We start from the raw sequence: 17,795 nt of genomic DNA, 5'->3' as shown, positions 1-17,795 counted from the left end.
CGGCTAGTGAACGCAGTGCAGTTTCCGGGAAGGTGTGAGACCGCGGTGTCGAACGAGGACAATCGTCGTCGGCGGGATGGCTCGACCGCTCAGCTTTCGGTAGCGGAGCTGCTCGCCCGGCGTGAAGCCGAGACACAGCCGATCCCGGTGTACCGGGACGACGAGGAGGAGACGGTCCGCTTCAAGGCGGTCACGCCCCCCGCCGCCACGTCGGCCCCGACCGCGCTGTCCGCCCGCGCGTCGCTGTCCGGCCGCGAGCTGCACGTCGCCGAGCTGCTGCGCCGCGAAGGCCGTCCGGCCGACGAGGAGCGCGGCGGCATGTCGCTCAGCAAGCTCGTCGCCATCGCCAGCGGCGGTGTCGTCCTCTGCGGTTCGGTCGCCTTCGGCGCCTCGCAGTGGCTGGGCTCCCCCGACGAGCGCCCCCTCGCCGACGTGCGGTTCGACACCCGCCCCGCGGCGCGCAACTCCAGCAACACCGGCAACCTCGGCGGCGTCGCCATGCCCGGCCAGAAGCCCGGCACGACCTCGCAGACCACCAGCACCACCACCTCCACGCAGGAGGAGCGGGTCGCGCAGCAGGCGGCCCAGCAGCAGCAGGTGGTCCCGGTGCAGGACACCCAGGCCCCGGTGACGCAGACGACGCAGACGCAGACCCAGACGCAGGCCCCGGTCACGTCGACCTCGCAGTCGAGCACGCAGCCGACCACGGACAAGGGCACGCCCCCGAGCAGCAGCAACCCCACGTCGACCTCGCCCTCGAGCAGCACGACCCCGCCGACGTCCTCGTCGACGCCGTCGTCGTCCTCGAACTCGACCACGCCGCCCTCGTCGACCAAGCCGTCCGAGGACCCCGGTGGCATCCGGATCGGCCTCGGGCTCGGCGGGTTCGACTTCTTCGCGGAGCTGTGAGCGCTCGGCGCTAGGCCGTTCGGCCCCATTTCCGACGACTTTCTCGTGAACCGGTGACGTTGCGGACAGGTATCGGGTATCCCTGCGCGATCGACGGCCCGACAGGCCGTGACCTGCGCAACGGCCGGAAACCCGTCTTCGGTGCCGGGGTAGGCTCTGCGGGCAGGACAGCCCGAGATGAAGAGCGGTGGCCTACCCTGATCCGCCAACCGGAGCGCACAACGAGGAGCCCCAGCGTGAGACCTGCTGCACCCGCCGCGGTCCCGCAGCACCCGCGCGAGGTGGCCCGGTGAGCACCGAGGGCCAGCTGATCGCCGACCGTTACCGCTTCCTCGACCGCATCGGCAGCGGCGCCATGGGCATCGTGTGGCGCGCCCAGGACGAGCGGCTCGGTCGGATCGTCGCGGTCAAGCAGCTGCTGCTGCAGGCCGGGATGGACACCAGGGAGCACGACGAGGCGATCCAGCGCGCCATGCGCGAGGGCCGCATCGCCGCGAAGCTGCACCACCCGAACGCCATCGCCGTCTACGACGTGGTCGAGGAGCAGGGCGCGCCCTGCCTCGTCATGGAGTACCTGCCGTCCTACAGCCTCGCGGACACGCTGTCCGAGTACGGCGCGCTGGAGCCGCTGCAGGTCGCCCAGATCGGCGCGCAGGCCGCGTCGGCGCTGGCCGCGGCGCACGCGGCGGGCATCGTGCACCGCGACGTGAAGCCCGGCAACGTGCTGATCGCGGACAACGGCGTAGTGAAGATCACCGACTTCGGCATCTCGCGCGCCACCGACGACATCACGGTCACCAAGACCGGCCTGATCGCGGGCACCCCCGCCTACCTGGCGCCGGAGATCGCCAGGGGCTCGGACCCGACGCCCGCCTCCGACGTGTTCTCCCTGGGCTCGACGCTGTACGCGGCGGCCGAGGGCGAACCCCCGTTCGGGCTCAGCGAGAACACCCTGGGTGTGCTGCACGCGGTCGCCGCGGGCCGCATCAACCCGCCGTCGCAGGACGGGCCGCTCACCGAGGTGCTGCTGCGGCTGCTCAACGTCGACCCGGCCGACCGGCCGACCATGGGCCAGGCGCGCGAACTGCTCGCCGCGGTCGCCTCGGGCCGCAACCCCAGCCTGACCGGGCTGCGGGCCGCGAGCACGCCGGGCGTGCTGCCGGTGCCCGGTCCGACGGCCGTGCTGGACCCGAACCGGACCCGCGTGGTCTCCTCGGGCACCGGGTACCGCGGCAACGCCGGGTCCGGCTACCGCACCGGCCAGCACCCGCGGACCGTGGGCCCGACCAGGTCCGTCGCCTCCCCGGAGCCGTCGAACAACCGGACGCTGGCGATCATCGCCGCCGTGCTCGTGCTGCTGCTCGCGGTGGGTGGCCTGCTGGTCGCGCTGGGCGCGTTCAAGGGCAAGGACGAGTCGAAGGACCCGGCGCTCGTGCCGGGTGGCGACACCAGCTCCTCGAAGGTCGTCCCCGTGACCACGACGTCGAAGGCCGCCACCACGTCGGCCGAGCCGACGACGGAGGAGCAGACGACCGAGGAGCAGCCCACCACCACCGAGCAGCCGACGACGACCACCAAGGCGCCGCCGCCGACGACCACCACGACCACCAAGCCCCCACCGACCACGACGACGACGACCACTACCACGACCACCACGACGACGACAACCACCAACCCGGCGCCCGGCGGTTGAGTTAACTCGTAAGGTGGACACGCACACGGACGGGTTAGTTCGAACCGCACCGGGTGTCGCTACGTTTGTGCCGTAGTGGCCGTCGAACGCCGCAGAAGACAGACACACCGCAATCACTCATGGGAGCAGCCGTGACCGACGATGGTCGCCTGGTCGCAGGCCGCTACCGATTGGGCAACCGAATCGGTAGCGGTGCGATGGGCATCGTGTGGCAGGCGCACGACCAGCGCCTGCACCGCATCGTCGCGGTCAAGCAGCTCTTGCTCCAGCCCGGACTGGCCGCCTCCGACACCGACGAGGCGAAGCGCAGGGCCATGCGCGAGGGGCGGATCGCCGCCCGGTTGCAGCACCCGCACGCCATCGCCGTGTACGACGTCGCCGAGGACGACGGCCAGCCGTGGCTGGTCATGGAGTACCTGCCGTCGAAGAGCCTGTCCACGGTGCTGTCCGAGCGCGGCACGCTCCCGCCGCGCGAGGTCGCCGCGATCGGCCAGCAGGTCGCCTCGGCGCTGACCGCGGCGCACAACGCGGGCATCGTGCACCGCGACATCAAGCCCGGCAACATCCTGCTCGGCGACGAAGGCGTCGTGAAGATCACGGACTTCGGCATCTCGCGGGCCACCGGCGACGTCACCGTCACCGCGACCGGGATGCTCGCGGGCACCCCGGCGTACCTGGCGCCCGAGGTGGCGAAGGGCTACGACCCCGGTTCGCCGTCGGACGTGTTCTCGCTCGGCTCCACGCTGTACGCCGCGATCGAGGGCGCCCCGCCGTTCGGGCTGAACGAGAACACCATCGCGCTGCTGCACCAGGTCGCCTCCGGCAACGTGAACCCGCCGAAGCAGGCCGGGCCGCTGACGGCGCTGCTGATGCGCCTGCTCCGCCCGGAGCCCGAGGACCGCCCCACGATGGCCGAGGCGCGCGAAGCGCTGGCCGCCGTGGCCGCGGGCCGGGCCGCCCCCGAGTTCCCGATGGCCGTCCAGCAGGTCAGCCCGCCGTCGTGGCGCGGGGCCCCGCTCTCGACCGACTCCGCGACCCGCGCGATGTCCCCGCAGGCCGCCGTGTCGACACCGCCGCCCGGTACCCGCATCGACGTCCGACCGGGTCCGCCGCCCCAGCAGCAGCAACAGCCGCAGTACCAGCAGCCCTACCAGCAGCAGCCCCGTCCGGCCGCCGCCCCGCACCGCACCGCGCCCCCTCGGTCGTCGTCGTCGGCCAAGGACGTCGCGAGCAAGCGCTCCACGATGATCACCGCGCTCGCCATCGTGGCCGCCGCGGTCGTCGGCATCATGCTGGCCAGCTTCCTGTCCGGCGACGACAAGAAGAACGACAAGGTCGCCGAGCCCGGCACGTCCGCCAGCGTCTCCCAGCCGCCGCAGGAGAGCGGCAAGGAGGACCCGCCCCCCGCGGGCGACGGCTCCAAGCTCCCGCCCCAGGTCACCGGCGACCCCGACCAGGCGACCCAGGAGAAGATGATCCGCGACTACTTCGCGCTCCTGCCGTCCGACCCGAACTCGGCGTTCAACTGGCTCACCGACAAGATGAAGGGCGCCAGCAAGGGCAAGGCGGGCTACCTGCAGTTCTGGCAGTCGGTGAAGTCGGTGAAGGTCGACGACGTGAAGCTGAACTCGCCGTACGCGTTCGAGGTCGACGTGACCTACACGCTGAAGAACAACACGGTCAGCAAGGAGCGCAAGCTCATCGCCCTGGAGTGGTCGGGCAACCAGCTGCTGATCGACAAGGAGACGGCGCTCGGGAACTACTGAGCGCCCGCGCCGCCCTAGGCGGTGGCCGCCGCCGCGGCCTTGAGGGCCTCCAGGAGGCTCGCGGCGGCCGGGTTGGTGGTGCCTTCCTCGCGGAAGGCGACGTGGATCTCACGGAGCGGCTCGGGGTTGCGCAGGCGGCGGACGACGACGCCGGGGTGGACGACCCCGAGGCCGAGCTTCGGGACGATGGTGACGCCCAGTCCCGCCGAGACGAACCCCTGCGCGGTCGGGTAGTCGTCGGACTCGACGACGAAGTTCGGGGCGAACCCAGCGCCCGCGCAGGCGTCCAGGACGATGTCGCGGCAGGCGCCGACCGGGAGCGCGGAGTCGACCCACGGCTGGTCGGCGAGGTCGGACAGGTCCAGGACCCGCTTGCGGCAGAGGTCGTGGCCGCGGGGCAGGACGGCCAGGTACGGGTCGTCGAGCAGGTGGACCAGCCGGATGCCGGGGGCGGTGTCGGCGCCGTGCTGGTGGACGACGATCGCGACGTCCGCGCGGCCCGCGACGATCTCCAGCATCGGGTCGACCGGCTCGGTGAGCTTGAGGTCGAGCTTCACCGACGGGTGCTCGGCGCGGAAGCGGGCGACGGCGGGCGGGACGAGGGCGGCGCCCGCGGTGGCGAAGTAGCGGACGCGGAGCCTGCCGGTGCGGCCCGCGCGGAGGTCGGCCAGCGCCGCCTCGGCCTCGACGAGGCGGTCGGTGATGCCCGCGGCGTGGTCGGTGAGCAGCCTGCCCGCCTGGGTGGCTCGGACGCCGCGGCCGACCCGCTCCAGCAGGGCCATGCCCGCCTGCTTCTCCAGGGCGGCCACCTGCTGGCTGATCGCCGACGGCGTGTAGCCGAGGTTGGTGGCCGCTGCCGTGATGGAACCGCTGGTCACGACGGCCCTGAGCACCTGCATCCTGCGCACGTCCAACATGGCACGACCTTACAGCTGAGCTACAAGGTCGTGCAGTTCTTTTCACTTGTGCTTGTGCTTCGCTCACCCCATCGTGGAACCGTGAACAAACCCGGCACGCTGGTCAGGTTCGGTGTCCTCGCGCTCATCTGGGGCTCGAGCTTCTTGTGGATCAAGGTCGCGCTGACCGGCTTCTCCCCCGTCCAGATCGCGATGGGCCGCACCGCGCTCGGCGCCGCCGTGATCGTCGTGCTGGTCTACGCCCGCGGCCACCGGCTGCCGCGCGCCCCGCGCACGTGGGGGCACCTGGCGGTCGCGGCGCTCTTCGGCAACGTGATCCCGTTCGTGCTGTTCGCGGTCGGCGAGCGGACCGTCGACTCGGGGGTGGCGGGCGTGATCAACTCGACCACGCCGCTGTGGACGCTCGGACTGGGCCTGCTGCTCGGCTTCGAGAAGCAGGGCGGCGCCGCGCGGACGGCGGGGCTGGCGCTGGGCTTCGCGGGCACCCTGCTGATCTTCGCGCCGTGGCAGCGGGCCGGGCTGGCGAGCTGGGGCGCGCTGGCCTGCCTCGCGGCCGCCGCGAGCTACGCCGTGGCCTACGTCTACATCAGCCGCACGCTGTCCGGCCAGGGCCTGTCGTCGCTGCAGCTGTCCTCGGGCCAGCTCGTGGTCGGCTCCGGTCTGACCGCGTTCATCGTGCCGGTCGGCGGTCTCCAGGAGGTGCACCTGAGCCTGAGCGCGCTGCTGGCGCTGGGCATCCTGGGTGTCCTCGGCACCGGTGTCGCGTTCATCATCAACTACCGGCTCATCGAGGACGAGGGTCCGACCAACGCGACCACCGTGGGCTACCTGCTGCCGGTCGTGTCGGTGCTGCTGGGTGCGGCGTTCCTGCACGAGGCGCTGACCGTCCGGGTCGTCGCGGGCATGGTGGTCGTGCTGTTCGGGATCGCCCTGACCCGCCGCCGTCCGGTCACGGCGGTGGCGCCCGTGGACACCCGACCGGTAGTGTCGACTACCCTGAAGTGACGGGCGGTCACGCAGCGTGCGATGTCCGTTTCACCAGTTGAGACAAGCGACCTGGGCATATACGACCAAGTGAGATCCACGTCTCCCCCGATAGCGTGGTTCCCAGGCGAATCGCGTCTCGGAGCGCTGTCTCGGACGTCTCCTCCCATGAGAGCGTGAACAACGCAGGTAGGGAAGGGATGAGCCACCATGGCCGAGAACACGATCATCACCGCTGGCACCACGTTCCAGCTGCTGGTCCCCGGCATCGCTCCGGCACCCGTCGAAGCGGAGCTGCAGTACAACCCCGAGGACCCGTACGCGGTCGCCGTGCTGTTCCACACGGGCCAGGGGAAAGTCGAGTGGATGTTCGCCCGCGACCTGCTCGCGGACGGCCTGCTGACCCCCTCCGGCGAGGGCGACATCATGGTCCGGCCCGCGGCCGACGACCCGGAGCGCGTCCTGCTGGAGCTGAACGCCCCCACCGGTTTCGCGATCCTCTCGGCCGAGGCCGAGCACATCGCCGAGTTCCTCGACCTCACCTACGACGTCGTGCAGCCCGGTGAAGAGGACCAGTGGATCGACTTCGACCGCGAGTTGGCGAAGCTCGTCGCCAGCAGCTGATCGGAACGCTAGCCTGCTCGAGTGAACGCGGTCGGCGGTCGGTACCTCCTCAAGGAGCAGATCGGCAGCGGCGGTATGGGCGTGGTGTGGCTCGCGCACGACGAGCTGCTGCACCGCGAGGTCGCCGTGAAGCAGCTCAAGCTGCCTGACATGGCACCGGTGGCGTCCAAGGCGGCGCGCACCAGGGCCATGCGCGAGGCCAGGATCGCCGCCCGGTTGCAGCACCCCAACGCGATCGCGGTCTACGACGTGGTCGTCGAGGACGAGCTGCCCTGGATCGTGATGGAGTACCTGCCCTCGCTCAGCCTCGCGGCGGTGCTCGAGGAGACAGGCCCGCTGTCCCCGGCCGAGGCGGCCAGGATCGGCGGCAAGGTCGCGATGGCACTGGCCGCGGCGCACGCGGCGGGCATCGTGCACCGGGACGTGAAACCCGGCAACGTGCTGATCGGCCGCGGTGGCGCCGTGAAGCTCACCGACTTCGGCATCTCCCGCGCCACCGGCGACACCACGATCACCGAGGCGGGCGCGCTCTCCGGCACACCCGCGTACCTGGCGCCCGAGGTGGCGCGCGGCGACTCGCCCGACACCAGGTCGGACGTGTTCTCGCTCGGCGCGACCCTCTACGCGGCCACCGAGGCGCACTCCCCCTACGGCTCCAACGAGAACAGCCTCGGCCTGCTGTACCGCGCCGCGATCGGCAAGATGGACCGCCCGATGCGCGCGGGCGCGCTGATCGGCCCGATGGAACGGCTGCTCGCCGTCGACCCGGCGCTGCGCCCGACCGCCGCCGAGGCCGCCGACATGCTGGCCGCGCTGCCCTCCGACGCCGTGCCGACCCCCATGGGCATCCCCGTCACGACCGGCCCGCCCAAGCCCGGTCCCGCGCAGCCGCCGACGCCGCAGCCCCCGACGCCGCAGCCGCCGTCCCAGCAGCCCCAGTCCCCGCAGCACCCCACCCCGCGACCGCCCGCCTCGCAGCCGACGACCCCGCAGCCCTCCAGCGCGTTCGCCCACCCCGCCACCGGGATCCGCGGGATCAGCCCGGTCCACATCCAGCAGGACAGCGGTCGGGCCGGGAAGGCGGGCTCCCGCCCCAAGTGGCTGGTGCCGGTCATCGTCGCCGTCGCGCTGCTGGTGGGGACCATGATCGCGCTGGGCACGCTGCTCAACTCCGAGGACGACTACCGGACGGACCCCGGCTCCTACGACGAGCGCTACCAGGAGTCCGTGTCGGGCACGGCGAAGGCGGTCGAGCTCACCCCGACCGTGGCGGGGAACTTCGTGCTCGGGTGGCTGCGCTCCGCCAAGACCGAGACGCAGTCCTCGTGGGACAAGATGGACCCGGCCTCCCGGCCCAGCTACGACGAGTACGCCAAGGACATGGGGCAGTACGACGAGATCGTCCCCTCCGCGAACCCCGAGGTGGCCGCCAAGGGCGACGACTACCTGGTGACCGGGACCGTCACGCTCACCCAGGGCGGCCGGTCGAACGTCAAGGACTACCAGGTCCTCGTGAAGATGGTCGACGGCCAGCTCAAGATCGCCGAGTACCACGGGTAGCCGGGGCATTTGAGACGCCGGGCGCGTCGCTCGCGGCCGGACCGCCAGCTAGCCTGATCGAGTGAACGCGGTCGGCGGTCGATACCTCCTCCTCGGCGAGATCGGCGCCGGGGCGATGGGCGTCGTCTGGCGGGCCCGCGACGAGCTGCTGCACCGCGAGGTCGCGGTCAAGCAGCTCAAGCTCCCCGACGGCGACCCCGCGGCCAGGGAGCTCGCCCGCACCCGCGCCATGCGCGAGGCGCGCATCGCCGCCCGGCTCCAGCACCCGAACGCGGTCGGCGTGTACGACGTCGTCGTCGAGGACGGCCTGCCCTGGCTGGTGATGGAGTACCTGCCGTCCCGCAGCCTCGCCGCCGTGCTGGCCGAGCACGGCCCGATGAACCCGGCGGAGGCCGCGCGGATCGGCGGCCGGGTCGCGGCCGCGCTGGCCGCGGCGCACCGGGCGGGCATCGTGCACCGGGACGTGAAGCCCGGCAACGTGCTGATCGGCCACGAGGGCACCGTGAAGCTCACCGACTTCGGCATCTCCAAGGCGGTCGGCGACGGCACGCTCACCGAGGCCGGGATGATCTCCGGCACCCCCGCCTACCTGCCGCCCGAGGTGGCCCGCGGCGAGACGCCGGACGCCAGGTCGGACATGTTCTCCCTCGGCGCGACCCTCTACGCGATGACCGAGGACCGCTCGCCCTACGGGCCGACGGACAACAACCTCGGCCTGATCTACCGGGCGGCGACCGGCCAGATCGACCGGCCGATGCGCTCGGGCCCGTTGACCGGGCCGATGACCCGGCTGCTGGCCACCGACCCGGCTCTGCGGCCGACCGCCGCCGAGCTGGTCAAGCTGCTCGCGGGCACCACCTCCGCTCCCCGGAGCGCGGTCGCCGTGGCGGCCGCTCCCGAGCCCGAACCGGAGCCCACCAAGGCGAAGACCCGGCAGAAGTGGCTCGCGCCCGCCGTCGCCGCCGTGGTCCTGGCCGCCTCCGTGGCGGGCGTGCTGATCTACCTGCCGCCCGCGAACGACACCCGCAACGACAGCGCGGCGAACCAGGGCGGCGCGACCACGACCACCCCGGTGGACGACGGCAGGCCCGGCGACGGCCAGGGCCCGTCGACCACCGGACCCGCCCAGGCCGGGCTCACCGCGGCCAAGGCCGCCAACTTCGTGCGCGACCACTACCGGTCGGTGGGCGCCGACCCGCGCAAGGCGTGGGAGAACCTCGCCCCGGACTACCGGCCGCCGATCGAGCAGTACCAGGCGTTCTGGGGCCAGTGGGAGAAGGTCACCGGCAACCTGGTCGACGTGGTGACCGCGGAGAACGGCTTCGTGGTGGACATCGAGGTCCAGTTCACCGAGAAGGGCGCCACGAGCACCGAGACCTACCGGGTCGGCGTGCAGGAGTTCGACGGGAAGCCGAAGATCATCAGTTCGGCGAAGCTCTGAGCAGCACCTCGAGCAGCGCGTACCCGCCACCGCCCACGACGACGCCCATCACCGAGCCCACCAACACCTGCGCCGTCGTGTGGTCGCCCAGCTCGACCCGCGACCACGCCACGAACACCGCGGGCACGGCGAGCAGCAGCAGCCACGGTCCGTGGACCACCGCTCCCACCACCACGGCGGCGAACGCCACGGCCGCGTGCAGCGACACCTTCCACTTCAGGCCGAACGTGATCGCCATGCTCACGACCAGCGACGCGAACATGCTGCCCGCCAACGCGAGCATCTCGTGCGGCGCGCGCCCGAGCAGCAGCACGGCGATGCCGACGGCCAGCGAGCCGCCCGCCACGACCAGCGGGACCAGCCTGCCCTCGCGGTTGGTGACGTGGTGGCCGTCCCAGCGCCCGCCGCGGGCGCCGCGCACGATCACCACCATCGGGATGACCGAGGCGGTGACCGCGACGACGAGACCCCACAGCACGGTGGGCCACAGCGACCGCGTCGCGGCGGCAGCCACGGCGAACGGCAGCGTGAGCACCCACACCCACGGTGCCAGCACCTCCGTGGCGAACCGGGCGGAGCGGTGCACGGCGGTGGACGAGACGTGCGCTGTCATGTCCTCTTCCGGGAAACGTCGTGTCCTCTTCGGACGGAGCTCAGACCAGCCTGCGGTCGGACGCCCAGCGGGACAGCTCGTACCGGTTCGACAGCTGCGTCTTGCGCAGCACGCTCGACACGTGGGTCTCGACCGTCTTCACCGAGATGAACAGCTCGGAGGCGATCTCCTTGTACGCGTAGCCGCGGGCCAGCAGCCGCAGCACGTCCCGCTCGCGCGGGGTCAGCAGGTCCAGCTCGGGGTCCCGGATCGGGGCCGCGCCGGGCCGGTCGGCGAACGCGTCCAGCACGAAGCCCGCGAGCCGCGGCGAGAACACCGCGTCGCCGTCGGACACCCGCACGACCGCGCGCACCAGCTCCTGGCTGGAGATCGTCTTCGTCACGTACCCGCGGGCGCCCGCGCGGATGACCGCGATGACGTCCTCGGCGGCGTCGGAGACCGACAGGGCGAGGAACACCACGTCCGGCAGGGCGGTCCGCACCTGGGCGAGCACCGCGGCGCCACCGCCGTCGGGCATGTGGACGTCGAGCAGCACCACGTCCGGCTTGTGGTGGCCGATCCCGGCCACCGCCTCGCCGACGGAGCCCGCCTCGCCGACCACCTCGATCTCGTCGCTGATCGAGTCCAGCTCGGCCCTGACCCCCGCGCGGAACAGCGCGTGGTCGTCGACCAGGAACACCCTGACCCTCTTGCCCTCGGTCATGACCTGGCCTCCTGCTTCCTCGGCATCTCCAAGTGCACCTCGGTCCCCTCTCCGGGGCTCGTGCGCACCTTGGCCTCCCCACCGTGCCGGGCCATTCTCCCCCGGATCGAGTCGGCGAGGCCATGCCGGTCCTCCGGAACCGCCCCAGGGTCGAAACCCTGGCCCCGGTCCCGCACGAACACGGTGACGCTGTCGGCCTCCACCTCGCCGTAGACGCTGATCTCGGCGACCCCGGCGTGCTTGGCGGCGTTGACCATCGCCTCGCGCGCGGCCTGCACCATGGCCAGCAGGTTGTGGTCGAGGTCGCAGTCGCCGACGACGACCTGCTGCACCGAGATCGCGAACGTGTCCTCGACCTCCCCCGAGGCCAGCGCGATGGCGGCGGACACCGTGGTGGGACGGGCGTTCTCGCCGAAGTCGCGGCCGTAGAGCCAGTCCCGCAGCTGCCGCTCCTGGCCGCGGGCGAGCCTGCGGACCTCGCGCGGCGCCTCGGCCTGCTTCTGGATCAGGGCCAGCGTCTGGAGCACGGAGTCGTGCAGGTGCGCGGCGATCTCGGCCTTCTCCTCGGTGCGGATGCGGGCCCGGCGCTCCTCGTCGAGGTCGTTCACCAGCTTGATCCACAGCGGCACGGTGAGCAGCGCGACGCCCGCCAGCGTGGCGAGCACCGCGACGAGCGCGAACTGGATCTGGTCGAGCTGGTAGGTGCTGAACAGCAGCACCCCGATGCCGAGCGCGACCAGGCAGACGCCGGACGCGATCCGGATCAGCGCCGACCGGCCGCTCCGGCCGAGCACCCCGCTGCGGGCCCCGTCCCGCCAACGGCGGCGCTGCGCCTCGTCCGCCTCGCGCCACACCACGGCCGCGCCCACCAGCGCCACCGCCAGCGGGCCGACGACCCAGCCGCTGACCGCCCCCGTGAGCAGCGTGACCAGCACCGCCGCGCCGAGGCCGAGCGCCAGCAGACCGATGGCCTGCTGGCGTTCCTTCGGCTTGGTCGGCGCCTCCCCCGGCGAGTCCACGGGCCGCTGCGGCACGAAGACCCACAGCAGCCCGTACGCGATCACGCCGACGCCGTTGAGGGCCGTCAGCGCCGCGAACACCGCGCGCACCCAGAACACCTCGACGCCGAGGTGGTCGGCGACACCGCCCGCCACCCCGGCGACCACGCGCCCGTTGCGGCGCCTGCGGACCGCGACCTCCACGCCCGCCGCCGCTGCCGTCTCCACCTGCGAACTCACCCCACGATCGTCACACGTGCCCGGATGCGGGTCATCAGGGTTCCACCCGAGTCGGGGTTCAGGGTGCTCCCCCGATGTGCGCGGCGGGTCGGCGCAGCAGACTCGACGACGTGAGTGGGAACGTGACAGCTGCCGGCGTCGAGGAGACGCTGAAGGACTTCTGGGCCAGCAGGCCCAGACGGCCGCACCGCGGGCGCAAGATCGCCGGTGTGGCCGAGGGCATCGCGGAGCGGTACCGGATCGACCCGGTGATCGTGCGGGTCGCTTTCGTCGCGATGGCGTTGTGCAACGGTGCCGGTGTGTTCATCTACCTGCTGGGCTGGCTCGGGCTGCCCCAGGAGGACGACGAGGTCTCGCCCGTCGAGGCGCTGATCGGCCAGGGCCGCAGCTCGACGCCGATCCCGCTGACGGTGCTGCTCTGCCTGGCGCTGTTCCCGGCGACCGGGTTCTTCTTCGACGGCGGCTTCACGATGGTGGCGGGCGTGCTGCTCTCCGTCGGCGCCGTCTACCTGCTGCACCTCAACCGCGGCGCGGTCAACCGACCGGCGCCGATCACGACGACCTCCAGCGCGGAGCAGGTGACCGAGATGGGCCAGGAGAAGACCGACACCCCTCCGGCGTGGGACCCGCTGGGCGCGGCGCCGTTCGCCTGGGACCTGCCCGAACCGGGCCAGGCCGTGGCACCCGCACCGCCGCCCGCACCGGTGCGCCGGTACCGCAAGCGCAAGTCGCCGGTCACCGGCATCACCCTCGGCCTGTCGCTGATGGTGGTGGCGACCGCGGTGATCACCGGTCGCGGCGAAACCTGGTTCACCCCTCTGCACACCCTGGGCGCGGTCCTGGGCGTCATGGGCGTCGGCCTGCTGGTGGGCGCGTTCACCAGGGGCGGGCGCGGGCTGATCGGCCTGGTCGTCCCGCTGAGCCTGGTCGGCGTGCTGGGCACCGTGGTGAACCTGGCCGACCTCAACGGGAACGGGCGCGTCGGCGACCTCAACCCGCGGCCGACCTCGATCGCGGAGGTGGACAGCGAGTACGTCCTCAAGGCGGGCAGCATCCAGCTGGACCTGACCGGGCTGCCGAACGCCGGCCAGGTGGAGACCGAGGTCCGGTCGGTCGTCGGCACCCTCCAGGTGACCGTGCCGAGGACCGCCGACGTCGAGGTGCGCTGCGAGGCCGACCTCGGTTCCGTGCAGTGCCTCGGCCAGGAGAGCAACGGGACCGACGCGCAGGTCGAGACGAAGGACGTCGGCACCGACGGTCCGGGTGGGCTGAAGATCCTGCTGCACGTGCGCAACGGCGTGGGGGACGTGGAGGTGAAGCGTGGCTGACCAGGAGATCGAGCCGCGGGGCGGCTTCGACATCGTGGCTTTCGTGTTCGGGGTGGGGGCCCTGCTGGCCGCCGGGTTCGTGCTCACCGGCGGGGACTACTGGCCGGACTTCCTCGACCTGCGCTGGGTGGTCGCGGGCGGGGCGATCGTGATCGGCCTCGGCCTGCTGGCCGGGTCCGTGCTCCGCCAACGCCGGTAACCACCTTCCCCACTCACGCGAGAAGGCCGTGACCCCCACCTCGGGGTCACGGCCTTCTCGCCGTGTCAGGAGGTCACTCCCACTCGATGGTGCCCGGCGGCTTGCTGGTCACGTCGAGGACGACCCGGTTGACGTCGGCCACCTCGTTGGTGATGCGGGTGGAGATGCGCTCCAGCACCTCGTACGGCAGGCGCGTCCAGTCCGCGGTCATGGCGTCCTCGCTGGACACCGGCCGCAGGACGATCGGGTGGCCGTAGGTGCGGCCGTCGCCCTGGACGCCGACGCTGCGCACGTCCGCGAGCAGCACGACCGGGCACTGCCAGATCGTCCGGTCCAGCCCCGCGGAGGTCAGCTCCTCGCGGGCGATGGCGTCGGCCTGGCGCAGGATCTCCAGGCGCGGGCCGGTCACCTCGCCGATGATCCGGATGCCGAGGCCGGGGCCGGGGAACGGCTGGCGCTGCACGATGACCTCGGGCAGGCCCAGCTCCGTGCCGACCCGGCGGACCTCGTCCTTGAACAGCGCGCGCAGCGGCTCGACCAGCTTGAACTGGAGGTCGTCCGGCAGGCCGCCGACGTTGTGGTGGCTCTTGATGTTCGCCGCGCCGGTGCCGCCGCCGGACTCGACGACGTCCGGGTAGAGCGTGCCCTGCACCAGGAAGTCGTAGTCGCCGTCGGCCTGCAGGTCCCGCGCGGCCTGCTCGAACGCGCGGATGAACTCGCGGCCGATGATCTTGCGCTTCTGCTCCGGGTCCGTGACGCCCTTGAGCGCCTCCAGGAACCGCTCGCGCTCGTCCACGGTCACCAGCTTCACGCCGGTCGCCGCCACGAAGTCGCGCTCGACCTGGGTGCGCTCACCCGCGCGCAGCAGGCCGTGGTCGACGAACACGCAGGTCAGCCGGTCGCCGATGGCGCGCTGCACCATGGCCGCCGCGACCGCGGAGTCGACGCCGCCGGACAGGCCGCAGATGGCCTTGCCGCCGCCGATCTGCTCGCGGATCCGCTCGACCTGCTCGTCCACGATCGACGAGGTCGTCCACTGCGGCTTGACGCCCGCGATCTCGTGCAGGAACCGGCGCAGCACCTCCTGGCCGTGCGGCGAGTGGCCGACCTCCGGGTGGTACTGGACGCCCGCGAACTTCCGCGCGGTGTCCTCGAACGCGGCGACGGGAGCGCCGTCGCTGGTGGCGGTGACGGTGAAGCCCTCGGGGGCCTTCGTCACGCAGTCGCCGTGGCTCATCCACACCGGGTGGTGGCCGGGCAGGTCGTCGTGCAGCTTGCCGCCGCCCTCGGTCACGCCCAGCTCGGTGCGGCCGTACTCGCGGGTGCCGGTGTGCTCGGCCGTGCCGCCCAGCGCCACGGCCATCGCCTGGAAGCCGTAGCAGATGCCGAACACGGGCACGCCCGCGTCGAACAGCTTCGGGTCGACCTGCGGAGCGCCCTCCTCGTAGATGCTGGAGGGGCCGCCGGACAGGACGATCGCGAGCGGGTCGCGCTCGAGCAGCTCCGCCACGCTCGCGGTGTGCGGCACGACCTCGGAGTACACCTGGGCCTCGCGGACGCGACGGGCGATCAACTGCGCGTACTGGGCGCCGAAGTCGACGACGAGTACCGGTCGGTTGCTGGTTTCGGACACGCGGCAAGGATGTCAGACGTGGACGAAGAAGCGCTGACCGGAGGCGGTCTGAACGAGGTGGTGAGGGTGGGCGCGACGGTGCGCCGCCCGGCCGGTCCGTGGGCTCCCCGCGTGCACGAGCTGTTGCGGCTCTTGGCTCCCACGGGGTTCGTGCCGCGGGTGCACGGCATCGACGACCAGGGGCGCGAGGTGCTGTCGTACCTGCCGGGTGAGGTTGGCCACCCGCCGATCCCCCCGGCGTTGCGGGGGGGACGACACGCTCGTCGCCTACGCCCGGATGGTGCGGCGGCTGCACGACGCGTCGGTCGACCTGGTGGGCACGTCCGGCTGGCAGTTCCCGGCGCGCGAGCCCGCCGAGGTCGTCTGCCACGGCGACCTGGCGCCCTACAACGTCGTGTTCGCCGACGGCCTGCCGGTGGGCGTGATCGACTTCGACACCGCCCACCCTGCGCCGCGGTGGTGGGACGTGGCCTACGCGGTGTACTGCCTGGCACCGTTCTCACCGGCGTTCGGCACCCCCGAGGAGCAGTGGCGCAGGGCCCGGCTGTTCTGCGCGGAGTACGGCTGTCCGGGTGACGGCCTGGTGGACCGGGTCCTGGCGCGGCTCGCCGACATGGTGCGCGCCATCAGGGAGGATCCGGCGTTCCACGTCCAGCGGGCCGAGGAGCACGACGAGCACTACCTCTCCCACGTCGACTACATCCGCGCCAGTCTCGCCGGACTGGCATACCGTTGACGCCATGGACGCGATCACCCCGCAGCCCCGGCCCTGCTGGATCGCCGGCCACCCCGAACAGGGTGCGCAGGAGATCACCGTGCACCACCCGTACGACGGGACCGAGGTGGCCTCGGTCGCCGTGCCCGGACCGGAGCAGGTGGAACGGGCGGTAGCGGCCGCGGCCGCGGTGGCCAAGGAGTTCCGGCGCACGCCCGCGCACGTGCGGGCGGCGGCGCTGGAGCACGTGTCCAGGGCGCTGGCCGAGCGGGCCGAGGAGATCGCGGAGACGATCACCGCCGAGAACGGCAAGCCGCTCAAGTGGGCCGAGATCGAGGTCACCCGCGCGGTGAGCACTTTCAAGTTCGCCGCCGAGGAGGCCCGCCGGTTCACCGGCGACCTCCAGCGGCTGGACACCGACCCCAACGGCGTCGGCCGGATGGCGCTGGTCCGCCGGGTGCCGCGCGGACCCGTGCTCGCCGTGGCACCGTTCAACTTCCCGCTGAACCTGGTCGCGCACAAGGTCGCGCCCGCACTCGCCGTCGGCGCCCCGGTGGTCGTCAAGCCCGCGTCCGCGACCCCGTTGTCCGCGCTGCTGCTGGGTGAGCTGCTCGCCGAGACCGACCTGCCCGACGGCGTGTTCTCGGTGCTGCCGGTGCGCGGCGGCGACATGAAGGCGCTGGTGACCGACGAACGGCTGCCCGTCATCTCGTTCACCGGCTCCACCGGTGTCGGCTGGTCGCTGATGGACGACGCCCCGCGCAAGCACGTGGTGATGGAGCTGGGCAGCAACAGCGCCGCCATCGTCTGCGCGGACTGGCCCGACCTCGACCACGCGGCCTCCCGCATCGCCACGTTCGGCAACTACCAGGCCGGCCAGTCGTGCATCGCCGTCCAGCGCGTGATCGTGCACCGGTCGGTCGCCGCCGAGTTCGTGCCGAAGCTCGTCGCCGCCGTCGGCGCGTTGAAGACCGGCGACCCGCACGACCCCGAGGTCGAGGTGGGCCCGCTGATCGACGAGGACAACGCGGTGCGGGTCAAGGAGTGGATCGACGAGGCGGTGTCGCTCGGCGCCAGGCTGCACGTCGGCGGCGGCCGCTCCGGGACCTCCGTCGAACCGACCGTCCTGGAGGACGTCCCCGCCGAAGCCAAGGTGTGGCACCAGGAAGCCTTCGGCCCGGTGCTCGCGGTGTCCGTCGTGGACAGCGTCGAGGAGGCCTTCGACCAGGCCAACGCGACCGAGTACGGGTTGCAGGCCGGCGTGTTCACGCGCGACCTGAAGGTCGCCTTCGACGCGGCGGCGGAGCTGGAGGTCGGCGGCGTGATCATCGGCGACGTGCCGTCCTACCGCGCCGACCAGATGCCCTACGGCGGCGTGAAGGGCTCCGGGACCGGGCGCGAAGGGGTGCGCTCGGCGATGGAGGACTTCACCGAGGAGCGGACGACCGTGCTGACGGGCATCCAGCTGTAGG

At 72.2% G+C, this 17,795-nt stretch carries 16 protein-coding genes; 11 read left to right on the top strand and 5 right to left on the bottom strand.

Annotated features, from left to right (window positions below; genetic code table 11):
- The first annotated feature begins 147 nt into the window (after positions 1-147).
- From CLV43_RS12105 to CLV43_RS12095, 3 genes are all read left to right on the top strand, one after another.
- A complete protein-coding gene (locus CLV43_RS12105) occupies positions 148-909 on the top strand; it encodes a hypothetical protein (protein WP_106187191.1) in 762 nt (253 codons plus the stop codon).
- A gap of 289 nt (positions 910-1,198) precedes the next feature.
- On the top strand, positions 1,199-2,602 hold the full coding sequence (locus CLV43_RS12100; protein WP_106187190.1) for a serine/threonine-protein kinase: 1,404 nt from the start codon (positions 1,199-1,201) through the stop codon (positions 2,600-2,602).
- 131 nt (positions 2,603-2,733) lie between these two features.
- Positions 2,734-4,368 carry a serine/threonine-protein kinase gene (locus CLV43_RS12095; RefSeq protein WP_106187558.1) on the top strand — a complete coding sequence of 545 codons (1,635 nt, stop codon included), beginning with the start codon at positions 2,734-2,736 and terminating at the stop codon, positions 4,366-4,368.
- 14 nt (positions 4,369-4,382) lie between these two features.
- Here the strand turns inward: CLV43_RS12095 and CLV43_RS12090 are convergent, their stop codons facing one another.
- Positions 4,383-5,285 (bottom strand): LysR family transcriptional regulator, encoded by a 903-nt coding sequence (locus CLV43_RS12090; protein WP_106187189.1) that lies wholly within the window; start codon positions 5,283-5,285, stop codon positions 4,383-4,385.
- A gap of 81 nt (positions 5,286-5,366) precedes the next feature.
- Between CLV43_RS12090 and CLV43_RS12085 the strand changes: the two genes are divergently transcribed.
- The 4 genes from CLV43_RS12085 to CLV43_RS47070 all read left to right on the top strand — a co-directional run bounded on the left by CLV43_RS12085 (position 5,367) and on the right by CLV43_RS47070 (position 9,894).
- Positions 5,367-6,290: a DMT family transporter gene (locus CLV43_RS12085; protein WP_106187188.1), complete on the top strand. Its 924-nt coding sequence runs from the start codon at positions 5,367-5,369 to the stop codon at positions 6,288-6,290.
- 189 nt (positions 6,291-6,479) lie between these two features.
- A complete protein-coding gene (locus CLV43_RS12080; protein WP_106187187.1) occupies positions 6,480-6,893 on the top strand; it encodes an SsgA family sporulation/cell division regulator in 414 nt (137 codons plus the stop codon).
- A gap of 21 nt (positions 6,894-6,914) precedes the next feature.
- Entirely contained in the window at positions 6,915-8,453 is a 1,539-nt protein-coding gene (locus CLV43_RS48450; RefSeq protein ID WP_245886318.1) for a serine/threonine-protein kinase, read from the top strand.
- Between the two features lie 61 nt (positions 8,454-8,514).
- Positions 8,515-9,894: a serine/threonine-protein kinase gene (locus tag CLV43_RS47070; protein WP_146174738.1), complete on the top strand. Its 1,380-nt coding sequence runs from the start codon at positions 8,515-8,517 to the stop codon at positions 9,892-9,894.
- Here the strand turns inward: CLV43_RS47070 and CLV43_RS12065 are convergent.
- Genes CLV43_RS12065 through CLV43_RS12055 form a run of 3 tightly spaced genes read right to left on the bottom strand, consistent with a single transcriptional unit; the run spans position 9,875 to position 12,448 of the window.
- Positions 9,875-10,507: a hypothetical protein gene (locus CLV43_RS12065; protein ID WP_106187186.1), complete on the bottom strand. Its 633-nt coding sequence runs from the start codon at positions 10,505-10,507 to the stop codon at positions 9,875-9,877. The genes CLV43_RS47070 and CLV43_RS12065 overlap by 20 nt on opposite strands.
- 40 nt (positions 10,508-10,547) lie before the next feature.
- Positions 10,548-11,210 (bottom strand): response regulator, encoded by a 663-nt coding sequence (locus CLV43_RS12060; protein ID WP_106187185.1) that lies wholly within the window; start codon positions 11,208-11,210, stop codon positions 10,548-10,550.
- Complete coding sequence (locus CLV43_RS12055) at positions 11,207-12,448, bottom strand: ATP-binding protein (protein WP_106187184.1); 1,242 nt, start codon at positions 12,446-12,448, stop codon at positions 11,207-11,209. The genes CLV43_RS12060 and CLV43_RS12055 overlap by 4 nt, the downstream gene beginning before the upstream one ends.
- 110 nt (positions 12,449-12,558) lie before the next feature.
- Between CLV43_RS12055 and CLV43_RS12050 the strand changes: the two genes are divergently transcribed.
- The gene (locus CLV43_RS12050) at positions 12,559-13,776 is read left to right on the top strand and encodes a PspC domain-containing protein (RefSeq protein ID WP_245886314.1); all 1,218 of its coding nucleotides are present in this window, start codon (positions 12,559-12,561) and stop codon (positions 13,774-13,776) included.
- Positions 13,769-13,975: a hypothetical protein gene (locus tag CLV43_RS12045; protein WP_106187182.1), complete on the top strand. Its 207-nt coding sequence runs from the start codon at positions 13,769-13,771 to the stop codon at positions 13,973-13,975. The genes CLV43_RS12050 and CLV43_RS12045 overlap by 8 nt, the downstream gene beginning before the upstream one ends.
- 73 nt (positions 13,976-14,048) lie before the next feature.
- Here CLV43_RS12045 and guaA read toward each other — a convergent pair whose 3' ends face one another.
- Positions 14,049-15,608, bottom strand: coding sequence for a glutamine-hydrolyzing GMP synthase (gene guaA / locus CLV43_RS12040; RefSeq protein ID WP_106187181.1), 1,560 nt, complete (start codon positions 15,606-15,608; stop codon positions 14,049-14,051).
- A gap of 280 nt (positions 15,609-15,888) precedes the next feature.
- On the opposite strand from guaA, the gene CLV43_RS48445 reads away from it, so the two are divergent.
- Positions 15,889-16,344, top strand: coding sequence for a phosphotransferase family protein (locus CLV43_RS48445; protein ID WP_211304333.1), 456 nt, complete (start codon positions 15,889-15,891; stop codon positions 16,342-16,344).
- 4 nt (positions 16,345-16,348) lie between these two features.
- Positions 16,349-17,794 carry an aldehyde dehydrogenase family protein gene (locus CLV43_RS12030; RefSeq protein WP_106187180.1) on the top strand — a complete coding sequence of 482 codons (1,446 nt, stop codon included), beginning with the start codon at positions 16,349-16,351 and terminating at the stop codon, positions 17,792-17,794.
- Position 17,795 lies beyond the last annotated feature (1 nt).

This window comes from Umezawaea tangerina, from assembly GCF_003002815.1.
Classification (GTDB): Bacteria; Actinomycetota; Actinomycetes; order Mycobacteriales; family Pseudonocardiaceae; genus Umezawaea; species Umezawaea tangerina.
This window is presented reverse-complemented; position numbering and strand designations above follow the sequence as displayed.

Coding starts and splice junctions, on each gene's coding strand:
- CLV43_RS12080 (WP_106187187.1), top strand. CDS start 6,480: ATGGCCGAGAACACGATCATCACCGCTGGCACCACGTTCCAGCTGCTG.
- CLV43_RS12090 (WP_106187189.1), bottom strand. CDS start 5,285: ATGTTGGACGTGCGCAGGATGCAGGTGCTCAGGGCCGTCGTGACCAGC.
- CLV43_RS12030 (WP_106187180.1), top strand. CDS start 16,349: ATGGACGCGATCACCCCGCAGCCCCGGCCCTGCTGGATCGCCGGCCAC.
- CLV43_RS12065 (WP_106187186.1), bottom strand. CDS start 10,507: ATGACAGCGCACGTCTCGTCCACCGCCGTGCACCGCTCCGCCCGGTTC.
- CLV43_RS12060 (WP_106187185.1), bottom strand. CDS start 11,210: ATGACCGAGGGCAAGAGGGTCAGGGTGTTCCTGGTCGACGACCACGCG.